Below are 9,966 nucleotides of genomic sequence, written 5' to 3'. Positions count from 1 at the left end.
GCCGGTTTTGTTTTCAGAGAGGAGCCGGGCTGCGCGCATGGAAAGCACGCTGGTCTTGCCCGATCCTGGACAAGCCAGAATCGAGCAATGTCCCTCGGCTGTGATGGCGCGAGATTGATATTGGTTGAGTTCGATCAAGCAACGACAGCTTCAGCAGGTTGAGCTGCGGCGGCAGCCTTCTTCGTGCGCTTCGGCTTTTCAGGGGGCGAGACCTCATCCCCATCGACGCCAGAAGAGTTATCGCCCAAGCCAGCTTCTACATCCTGTTCGTGTTCGGCATCGTCGGCAGACTTGTTGTGAGCCTTGAATGCGCGGTTTGTGATGCTGCCGATTTCGGCGGATACGCTGATAACTTTTCTGCGCCACTTGCGTTCCATGCTGGATTTCACGTCATCTGCAATGAAACCGGCGAACCATGCCGAGTGGACGAGGCAGATCAATTCATCCAGCTCTATGATGAGCTGCAGATACTGGCCAGCTTTGTTACAGGTAAGTTTCGCTGATTTCTGATTCACACTGGTGTATTTGAGTCTGCCCATCTCGATGCCATTATCCTCGGCGATCTTCTTGATTTGAGCAGCTTCCTTGCGCAGCTCCGCCAGGGCATTGTTGATCAAGTGATCGACGGCTCCTTTCACGGCCATCATGTCGCTTTGATTCTTAACAATGGCGGGTAGTACCGTACTCAGCTGGCGCAGCGAAACAGCACACTCATCGAATGCGGTATCAAAAGCCAGTTGGGCGGGAGTCGTGTTTAACGACAAAGTTCTGAGCATGAATGGGTTGCTGAACTGGATCTTGCGTTTTGCAGCCTGACTCTCTGCTTTCTTTGCCACCTTCTTTTCTGCCACTTTCTCAGCCATGGTCGTCGTTCCTTATAAATGAATGGGATGGGTATTGCGATCCTGACTTTGCCGTAGCTCCTCAAGAAAATCCGCGAATTGCGGTTCAAATTTGGACCGTATTTCAAGGATTTTTATGGGGCATCTCCAGATAATCGCCACACGCTCCACAGGCGCACTACAGCACGCAAAGGAAGCACGAAGGCGCATCAAGAATCACTCCAGCCGCTTTGCAGACGTGTTGATGATGAGGTGGTTGTTAAGGCAAGACGTTCTATAGGACGCCTGTGGGTAGGCTGGAATTTCACTACACACAAGGAGAATGCTGTGCAAATTGTCGGACTGGATATTGGTTACTCGAATTTGAAGGTGGCATTCGGCGAGGTCGGCAAGGAACCGGCGCTTGTAAGTCGTCCGGCTGGTGCCGCCCCCGCTGAACATATCGGTCAACGCATCATGTCGTCCGGCGCAGACGACCCCCTGCGCGTTCTGGTGGATGGCAAGGAATACGTGGCCGGTTGCAGTCATGATCGCCTTGAGAACTGGGCGCGCGAACTGCACAAGGATTACACCTCCACCGATTCCTACCGCGCTCTCTTCAATGCCGGTCTGCTGCTGTCCGGGATGTCGGAGATCGACCGCGTGGTGACGGGTCTCCCCACCAGCCAATACTTCGATGACGGGCTGCGCAAACACCTGGTCAAGACGATGAAGGGGGAGCATCAAGTCACCCCCAAGAAAAAGATCGTCGTCAAGGACGTGAAGATCGTGCCTCAGCCGCTGGGTGGATTCGTGGACTACCTCAACCACCTCGCAGATCCTTCCGAGATCGAGGATGCCTCGGTTCTGGTCATCGATCCGGGCTTCTTCTCTGTGGACTGGGTGCTGCTGGTCAATGGCGAGTTCAAGCGCGGCTCGTCCGGTACCAGCCTCGATGCCACCTCGGTCATCCTGGACGAAGCCAGCGCACTGATCGGCAAGGATTACGGGAGCGGGCCGGGCCGAAGCAAGATGGAAAACGCCGTGCGCTCCGGTCGGAACACAGTATCCGTGCACGGCACTCGCGTGGACATCGGCCCCTATCTGGCCGCTGCCTCGGCAACGGTTGGACATATCGTCAGTGCCCAGCTGCAAGCTTCGTTGCGCAAAGAAGAATCCGCAGTCGATGCCATCGTGATGGTCGGCGGCGGCGCACCTTTGTTCGAGACCGCCATCAAGGAAGCATTCAATAAAACGCCCCTGACGATTGCCACAGATTCCGTATTCGCCAACGCACGCGGCTTCTGGCACGGCGGAGCAGCGTAATGGCTGGTGAATGCCGGGAGGTGTTATGAGGATAACCATCAACTATTTCGAGGGATACCCGGAGCTGGAGGCAGAGCTGGCCCAGCATTCGCCACGTGCTCGCGCAGAGCGGTTGCGATTCCTTGCCGCAATGGGTTTGGCCTTCATGAAGGATGGCCGATTCCATGCGCCAGCGGCTCCGGCATCCGGACAGCCGGCGACACCAGCTCCCCAGTCTTCCCAGCCAGCAACCGGAAACCCGGCAAGCAGCACCGCCAAGTCCATCGCTCGAAACGTTTTCAGGCAGGCGGAAGAATGACGAAACTCACAACCTGGTCAGGTCGGCAGATCGACTTCGTGGATCCGTCGCCGGACGATGTTCACATTGTCGATATCGCCACCGCACTCTCGCGCGAATGCAGGTATGCAGGTCACGCCTCGCATTTCTACTCAGTCGCGCAGCACTCCGTGTTGTGCAGTCGCATCGTGTTGCCGGAGCTGGCCATCGAGGCGCTGCTGCACGATGCGGCCGAAGCCTACATCAAGGACATTCCGACCCCACTGAAGCGCCAGTTGCCTGACTACAAGGAGATTGAAGCGCGATTCGATTGGGCGATCCGCGTGCACTTCGGTCTGCCGGAGAGCCCCAGCCCGGCCGTCAAAGAGGCCGACAACATCCTACTGGTGACTGAAGTGCGCGATCTGTTCCCGGCCGGGCGCGTGCTGCACAAAGTGCCTGTTGCTGCCAAGCCGATGAATGGACGAATCTGGCCGCTGGCGCCGGAGACTGCCAAGGACCAGTTCATGGATCGTTTCCATTTTCTACAACGTTGAGCCACGCCCCAAAGGAAATGTTTCCGCAAATGGATATTAGCAATCCCTATCTTGCCGGCCTTGATCTGGCCAAGCAGCACCACGGCACAAGCGGTCAATCAGCAATGGTGAAGTGCATCCTGTCGCTGTACAACAGCCGGAACTCTTTCTCGATCAGCGAGATATTGGCACCGCTCGACGACAAGTATTCGGCGGCGGTCTTTGCCATGCTTCACGAGTACGCGCGCTACGGCGAAACCGAGGAATTGCGGATCGCTGGCCGTTGGTGCGTCGAGAACTTCCCGCGCATGATCGAACTCGCCGACGCCATGAGCAACGCGGCCGGAGAGGTGCGTTATCGCTGGGATCGGGAGCATGAAGCAGAAATGCGCCGCTTGTATCCAGATGGCTAGCGGGAAGTCAGAAATCATGAGCGAGAAGACCGCAGTGATGTCGCGTGCCCTATCTCATGAATGGGTGTCGCTGGAACAGTTGGGGGAGGCAATACGGAAGTGTTCTGCAGCACATCCCGAGTACACGGCACAACGGTTGTTGCATCCGGACGCGGAAAGACTCTGCGAGGCGCTGGCCGGGATGAATTATCGGAAATTGAATGCGGTGAGGCGTGACGTGTTCCAAGGCGAACATCTGGAAGCGCTGAAGAGGTGGGTTGAATGATCGAGTTGATTGAATGGGCAGGGTGCATCATCGGACTGTGCGGCGCAGCATTGCTGGCCACCAATTCTCGCCATTCGGCATGGGGATGGGTGCTATTCATCCTGTCGAATGTGGCTTGGATAGCATACGGCCTGTTGACGCATGCCAATGGGTTGGTGGTCCAGCAGCTCGGCTTCACGGTCACAAGCCTGATGGGTATTTGGAAGTGGCTGGTCGTTCCGCGCCTCACGCTCAAATCTATCCACAAAAATGGTGGATAAGATTGTGAACAAGGCCTTCTCTCACCACGAGTACGCGGGTGATCGAGGTGCTGCTCAATCCGTGAGCAGCAATCTCGTGCAGCGAAAGATCGGACGGCATCACATCGCATTTTTCAGGGCAAGCCTGCAGGGACTCGATATCGGCGACATGGCCGACAAGTATCTTGAGACCGGCATGGATCTTCGTCGCGCCAAGTCAACGCTGGTATGGATTCTGGACACGCTGCGCCAGGCCGCATTGCGCCATGGCAAGCATCGGGAAGCCCACCTGATCCGTCTGCGCGTGGCGATCATAGGGCCTGTCGAGGCTGCGACCAAGATCCCATCGCTGGAGAATTTTCGGGCCGAATTCGACCCGAACGGTTTCTACACGGAAAAGGAACTGATCCAAGCCTACCTCGAAGCACATCCCCAGTCGGTCGATACGCAGGCACAGAAGCGTCAGCGCCTGATCAACCGGCAACTGGAAGCCCTGAAATGGATCGAACCACTGATCGCTGCCGACCCGGTGCGCGATGACTGGGTGGCTGCATGGTTCGACGAAACGATCTCGAAGCGGCTGCTGCTGGCCAAGATGGCTACGCTGGGTGAGCTCATGGATCGCATTGCCAATGCCGGATACCGCTGGTGGGTCGGTGTGCCGAGATTGGGGGAGAAGGGTGCCGCGCGCATCGTGGCGTGGCTGTGTGGCTATGAAGCCTCTCTGGGGGCGCTTCCAGAGCAATCGCTTGTGCCCTTGCGGAGTATGTCGACCAACGTGCTCATTCAAAGGCGGCAGACCTGCACAGGGATTGTTCCGCTCGAATCGTTTGCTGCGCCGGCAGACCTCGATGGACAGAACGGGTCGAACCGCTATCCGGGTGCACCTCGCATCGATGCCACCAACGATTACCAGGCCATCTTTGCGTGGCTGGCCACGAAGTCCGGTAATACGAACACGCAGCGCGCATATCAGAAGGAAGCCGAACGGATGCTGCTATGGGCAGTGTTGGAGCGCAGCAAGGCGCTATCCAGCCTGTCGGTCGATGACTGCGCCGCTTACCGGGACTGGCTATCCATGCTCGGCCGCACAGAAGATGCACAGTGGCCCTTCCGTATTGCGCAAGCATCGTGGCTAGGGGAGAAGGGCATTGCTCGCCACAAACAGGGCTGGAAGCCGTTTGATGGGGCGCTGTCGGCGCGCAGCGTGAAATATGCGATCACCGTGGTCAGCGGGTTGTATGAGTGGCTGGTGCGCGTGCATTACTGCGCATTCAATCCGTGGGTCGGGGTGTCGAAGACGCTGCAGGCCAATGCCGACGAACCGGCGCCAGAGGTTGAGTTCATGCGCGCCTTCTCTGTCGGCCAATGGGAACACCTGATGGCGTATCTGGCTGGCCAGCCGATTAGCAAACAAAATGAGAGGCTGAAGTTCATCCTCCCGTTTGCTTATGCCACCGGTATGCGCATCTCGGAGCTGGTGGACGCGACTATTGGCCGTATTTACACCATGCCGCTCACCGATGGCGTGGGGGTAAGGTGGATGCTCAAGGTTCTGGGGAAGGGCAACAAGTGGCGTCCTGTGCCGATCCCATCGGACACCATCGATGCGCTGAAAATCTACTTTGAGCATCGTGGGCTGAATCCGGACATCCTAAGCAATCCACCCGAGACGCCGCTCATCGCAAGCTTGACCAGCACTGAGGGGGTAACGACCAGCGCACTATCCAAGTCGCTGGCTGGGTTCTTTGAGGACGTGGCCAGAAAACTCAAGGAAGAAGGGCGGAACATCGAGGCGAAAGCATTTGAGCAAGCGACTGTTCATTGGATGCGCCATACCTGTGGCAGCCATCTGGCGCTGAACGGTGTGCCGCTGAACGTCATTCAGCGATTGCTGGGCCATACCAGCCTGCAAACGACCAGCATCTATACCGATGCCTCCGATGAGAACATGTGGCGTGCCGTGGAGAGCGCAGGGCACAGCAAGAGGGCAGCGTGATACTCCGCTTCGAGAGCAATCAGCGCGGATACCAGGTCGAGCTGAGCGAAGATCTGTTTGGGGCCTTCATCTTGCGCCGGCGCTGGTATGGCCTGAGCAATCGTAGAGGCGGGGCGAAACAGCAAGTATTCCTCAACGAGTCCGATGCCTTGGAAGAGATTCGCCGCATTATGCGCACCCGCGAAAGGCATGGGTACAGGCGCAGATGATTTTTTGCGCATCATTCAGGCTGGAGAATCTGCGGAGTGCGAGATGCACTGGCACTGCTGTTTGTCCAAATGGCATATGAGCATCCCAACAGGAATTTCACCCATTTGGTGGCTGGTTGCATGGGCGCCCTCAGCGGACAGGTATCTGACAACCCTTAACAGAAGTGGCAATTCGAAGTATCTAGATATTTCGGTATATTGACCATCTGGCAGGTGCAGGTTAGGCTGCCCATAATCAGCCGGACAAAACAAATATCCTTATCGAACAAACATGTGGTTGACAAACATATTGACAGGTAACAATTTCAGCAGTTAGACTTGGTTCAACTCGGCTATGCCGATATCGATGTCGGTTAATTCTGACGTCAAATACCACGAAAGTGGACCACGGCCACCATCAGGTGGCCGTTCTCTTTTCAAAGGATTGAAATGTATTTGTGTTATGTCGATGAATCCGGCGATTCACAAGCAATTCTTCATGCAACTCATTTTGCTCAACCATTGTTAGTCATAAGCGGTTTGCTAATAAAGGCTCAGCACATACCCCAGATTACAGTCGATTTTACGGGGCTTAAGCGCAGGTATTACCCAAGTGCATTTGCGAACGTAACTCACAGACTGGACGTTCTACTTCATGAAATTAAGGGGTCGGATTTACGGACTGAGATTCGTGATAACCCGCTAAGCTCAAAAATTGTTGAACATCATTTTCGGTTTTTAGACGATATGTTGGCAATTCTGAAAAAATATGACGCCAAAATAGTTTCACGTATTTGGATAAAGCAGTTCAATGTTCCAATCTGCGATAAATCTGTTTACAGCATCACAATGCAGAATATTTGCGCCAGATTTCAGGAGTACTTAACGCAAAAAGGCGATCACAGCGGAATGCTCATTGCCGATTTTCGGGATCCCAAGAAGAATTCATATGTCTCCCATTCAGTATTTACCCAGAAACATAAATCTGCCGGTGACTCTTATCCGCTTATTCAAGAGATTCCAACTTTCGGAATAAGTAACAATCACGCATGTTTGCAAATGGCGGATTTACTCTGTTCATCGCTCCTTGCCCCAATGGCGGCTCACAAATTGCTGAATGGGATTGTGAACAACGCCCATACTCATTCACACTATGCCGCGATTCATGCAAGGTATAAAAAGCGGCTTAATTCGATGCAGTACCATTGCACAGTTAATGGAACCAAAAATTGGGGTGTTACTATTGCGAATCCACATAAAACTGGAAATTATTTGTTCGCATAATCAGCTCCACCATCACAGCTATTTACCTGTGTTGAGCCCGTAGCGGGGGCTCGAATTACTTTCCAAGCCTAATATCCAGAACGGATCGAGAGCACGCAGTCGAGTTTCGTGAAAGCCGCCGTTCGGGATGATTCCCGCACCTATGGCCGGTGACGATTCCATACCCGCCTTAGGCCCATCTGGATTCCACCGGCAGCTCCTCGCCGAATTGCAGACTAAGGGCCGTTAGCCTAAATTTTCCGCATCGTGCTGAATCTGAATTGATTACGAATCCAACCAAGTTTTGCTCAAAAGAGAATCACCTCGGGGCAAGCCCAGTCAGCCAAGTATTGCACATAACAGCGCATGATTTTCACGGTGCGTAAGGTGTCCATCCAGCCTCGGATTGCAAATAGCCGTTGCATGTTATTGACCAGAGTTGGAAAGCCATCTTTTCTCGAAAGCGTCAGTAGCTACCGGATGTCCAAAATGATAACCTTGCGCAAGTCGGCATCCAAGCGACAAAAGGACTTCAGCCTGTTTGGGGTTTTCTACGCCTTCAGCGAGCGTTTCCAGCCCCATACTCTTGCCCATAGCGATAATCGTGCTGACAATTGAGTAATCGTTGTGGTCGTTCAGCATGTCGCGAACAAAGGAAATATCGATTTTCAGCTTGTTCACGGGGAATCGCTTGAGATAGGCTAGCGAAGAATAGCCGGTGCCGAAGTCGTCGATGGATAATGCGAAGCCTGCAGATGCCAGTGCATGCGTGATCTCGACAGCGCGCTCCGGGTCGCGCATCATGCCACTTTCGGTTAACTCAAGCTCGATTGCTGAAGGGGATACGGCAGCTTCACGTGCGATCCGCAATACCCGGTCAATGAAGTCATCATCCTCGAACTGCTTAGCCGCGACATTGACTGCTACTTTTCCAGGTATTGGGCGTCCACATTCCTGCCATCGCCGTACTTGGCAACATGTCTCATGTAGCGCCCATTCTCCCAAATTTGAGATCAAACCTCGCTCTTCGGCAACCGGAATAAAGATCGATGGGCTGACAACTCCCCACTCATCGTCATGCCATCTCGCCAGTGCTTCTGCGCCGACGAGCTTGCCATCTTGCAAACGCACCTGCGGTTGGTAGTGGAGTTGAAGTTTTCCAGCGGCGAGCGCACTTTCGAGGCGTTGTGCGATGGCAAGTTTTCTGGCGAGGTCTTCGCCCATTTCGGCACGGTAGAAGCGGTGGCCACTGCCGCTGCCCTTGGCGAGATACATTGCAATATCGGCATGCTTGAGCAATTCCTCTGAAGTGCGGCCATCTTCTGGAAAGATGGCGATTCCGATACTGGTTGTAATCATGAAGCTATGGCCGTTGATGGAGATGGGCTCGGCAAGTGCACGTGCTATGCGTTCGGCAATATGGGTTGCCGCTTCGCCCGAGTCGGATGCGATAATCACAAACTCGTCTCCGGACAACCGCGCAAGCGTTTCGTCTCCCCGCATTGCCTGACTGTAGCGGTGCGCGACTTCAGTAAGCATGAGATCTCCGGCGTCGTGCCCAAGGGTGTCGTTGATTTCCTTGAACCTGTCCAAATCAAGGAATAACAAGGAAAGTCGCTGGCCGCGTCGCTCGGCTGCGGAGAGCTCGTGTTTAAGGCGATCCATGAACAGTGCGCGGTTGGGCAATCCAGTCAAAGGGTCATAAAAGGCCAGATGTTCAATCTTCGTGTCGGCGGCCTTGCGCTCTGTAATGTCCTGAACAGTGCCGATCGCTCTGAGTGAGTTTCCATCAGCATCAATTTCGAATTCGGCTCGCTCTTCTACCCAGCGTTCAGTATTGCCAGCAATGATGCGATGTTGAATCTGGAAGGCATCACCCTTTTGCGCGGCCTTCCAGGCTACTTCTACCGTTTCACGATCATCCGGATGGACGCAAGCGAGGAAGGTTTCAAAACTGACAAGCTCATTTTGCGGCAACCCAAAAATTCGATAGACCTCGGGCGACCACGATAGCGTCCCCTCCCTGAAATCGAGCCGCCAGCTTCCGATGTGTGCAACCTCCTGCGCGCGTAGCAGCGTGGCTTCGCTCTCCTGGAGCGCCTGCTGCAATTGAATTTGTTCTGTGATGTCTTCTACAATCATGAGCAAACGGGCTTCTTCTTCTTCTTCTTCCGCAAGATGAATGCCAGAGATGGTAACGCGCACAAGATTGCGCGTAGATTCTCCTACCAGCCCCATGTCGAGCAGCAGATCGCGCTGCGTCATGCCGGATTCCCGAACCTCGCAGAGCTTGGTATCGAGCCCATGGGCAGCCACGATGGAAAGTAGGGATAGCCCTTGAATATCGGCATCACGCAAACCGAATCGCTTGAGAAATGCGCAATTTGCAGAAAGCACGGTGAAGTCTGAGGTTAGAACGCACAACCCGTCCGGAATGGCGGAGAACACCAGTTCTGCATATTCTTTGAGCGCCAGAATCGCCCGCCGGTCGGCGTGGATATAAGTGTCTATGGCAAGCCCCATGTCCAGTAGCACAACTTTGAGTAGTGACTGTAGTGCGGCAATGAATTTTTCGTGATTCCCCTCTAGTCTTTGCCATATTTCAGGCATGAGGTCGACGAGATACTTGGCATAGGCACCCAAATACCATTGGGATTCCA

At 54.4% G+C, this 9,966-nt stretch carries 11 protein-coding genes; 8 read left to right on the top strand and 3 right to left on the bottom strand.

From position 1 onward, the window contains the following. Positions 1-138: UvrD-helicase domain-containing protein (locus ACYCZ5_RS13715; RefSeq protein ID WP_461545365.1), on the bottom strand; the 138-nt coding region annotated here is incomplete at its 3' end. Further along, positions 135-863 carry a hypothetical protein gene (locus ACYCZ5_RS13710; protein ID WP_461545364.1) on the bottom strand — a complete coding sequence of 243 codons (729 nt, stop codon included), beginning with the start codon at positions 861-863 and terminating at the stop codon, positions 135-137. The genes ACYCZ5_RS13710 and ACYCZ5_RS13715, both read right to left, overlap by 4 nt. 306 nt (positions 864-1,169) lie before the next feature. On the opposite strand from ACYCZ5_RS13710, the gene ACYCZ5_RS13705 reads away from it, so the two are divergent. The 8 genes from ACYCZ5_RS13705 to ACYCZ5_RS13670 all read left to right on the top strand — a co-directional run bounded on the left by ACYCZ5_RS13705 (position 1,170) and on the right by ACYCZ5_RS13670 (position 7,327). Continuing rightward, positions 1,170-2,147, top strand: coding sequence for a ParM/StbA family protein (locus tag ACYCZ5_RS13705; RefSeq protein ID WP_461545363.1), 978 nt, complete (start codon positions 1,170-1,172; stop codon positions 2,145-2,147). Between the two features lie 294 nt (positions 2,148-2,441). Beyond that, positions 2,442-2,960, top strand: coding sequence for a metal-dependent phosphohydrolase (locus ACYCZ5_RS13700; protein ID WP_461545362.1), 519 nt, complete (start codon positions 2,442-2,444; stop codon positions 2,958-2,960). A 29-nt stretch (positions 2,961-2,989) separates the two neighbouring features. Next, a complete protein-coding gene (locus tag ACYCZ5_RS13695) occupies positions 2,990-3,352 on the top strand; it encodes a hypothetical protein (protein WP_461545361.1) in 363 nt (120 codons plus the stop codon). A gap of 16 nt (positions 3,353-3,368) precedes the next feature. Continuing rightward, on the top strand, positions 3,369-3,617 hold the full coding sequence (locus ACYCZ5_RS13690) for a hypothetical protein (RefSeq protein WP_461545360.1): 249 nt from the start codon (positions 3,369-3,371) through the stop codon (positions 3,615-3,617). After that, entirely contained in the window at positions 3,614-3,877 is a 264-nt protein-coding gene (locus tag ACYCZ5_RS13685; RefSeq protein ID WP_461545359.1) for a nicotinamide mononucleotide transporter, read from the top strand. Before ACYCZ5_RS13690 ends, ACYCZ5_RS13685 begins: the two co-directional genes overlap by 4 nt. 4 nt (positions 3,878-3,881) lie before the next feature. Then, the gene (locus ACYCZ5_RS13680; protein WP_461545358.1) at positions 3,882-5,855 is read left to right on the top strand and encodes a tyrosine-type recombinase/integrase; all 1,974 of its coding nucleotides are present in this window, start codon (positions 3,882-3,884) and stop codon (positions 5,853-5,855) included. After that, positions 5,810-6,064 (top strand): WGR domain-containing protein, encoded by a 255-nt coding sequence (locus ACYCZ5_RS13675; protein WP_461545357.1) that lies wholly within the window; start codon positions 5,810-5,812, stop codon positions 6,062-6,064. The genes ACYCZ5_RS13680 and ACYCZ5_RS13675 overlap by 46 nt, the downstream gene beginning before the upstream one ends. A 429-nt stretch (positions 6,065-6,493) precedes the next feature. Beyond that, positions 6,494-7,327, top strand: coding sequence for a DUF3800 domain-containing protein (locus ACYCZ5_RS13670; RefSeq protein ID WP_461545356.1), 834 nt, complete (start codon positions 6,494-6,496; stop codon positions 7,325-7,327). 405 nt (positions 7,328-7,732) lie between these two features. Here the strand turns inward: ACYCZ5_RS13670 and ACYCZ5_RS13665 are convergent. After that, positions 7,733-9,966 (bottom strand): EAL domain-containing protein (locus ACYCZ5_RS13665; protein WP_461545355.1); only part of this gene is annotated, 2,234 nt, incomplete at its 5' end.

The organism is Sideroxydans sp., assembly GCF_054604835.1.
This window is presented reverse-complemented; position numbering and strand designations above follow the sequence as displayed.

Excerpts from the sequence above, each read along its gene's own strand:
- ACYCZ5_RS13710 (WP_461545364.1), bottom strand. The coding sequence starts at position 863 with ATGGCTGAGAAAGTGGCAGAAAAGAAGGTGGCAAAGAAAGCAGAGAGT.
- ACYCZ5_RS13700 (WP_461545362.1), top strand. The coding sequence starts at position 2,442 with ATGACGAAACTCACAACCTGGTCAGGTCGGCAGATCGACTTCGTGGAT.
- ACYCZ5_RS13695 (WP_461545361.1), top strand. The coding sequence starts at position 2,990 with ATGGATATTAGCAATCCCTATCTTGCCGGCCTTGATCTGGCCAAGCAG.
- ACYCZ5_RS13690 (WP_461545360.1), top strand. The coding sequence starts at position 3,369 with ATGAGCGAGAAGACCGCAGTGATGTCGCGTGCCCTATCTCATGAATGG.
- ACYCZ5_RS13685 (WP_461545359.1), top strand. The coding sequence starts at position 3,614 with ATGATCGAGTTGATTGAATGGGCAGGGTGCATCATCGGACTGTGCGGC.
- ACYCZ5_RS13670 (WP_461545356.1), top strand. The coding sequence starts at position 6,494 with ATGTATTTGTGTTATGTCGATGAATCCGGCGATTCACAAGCAATTCTT.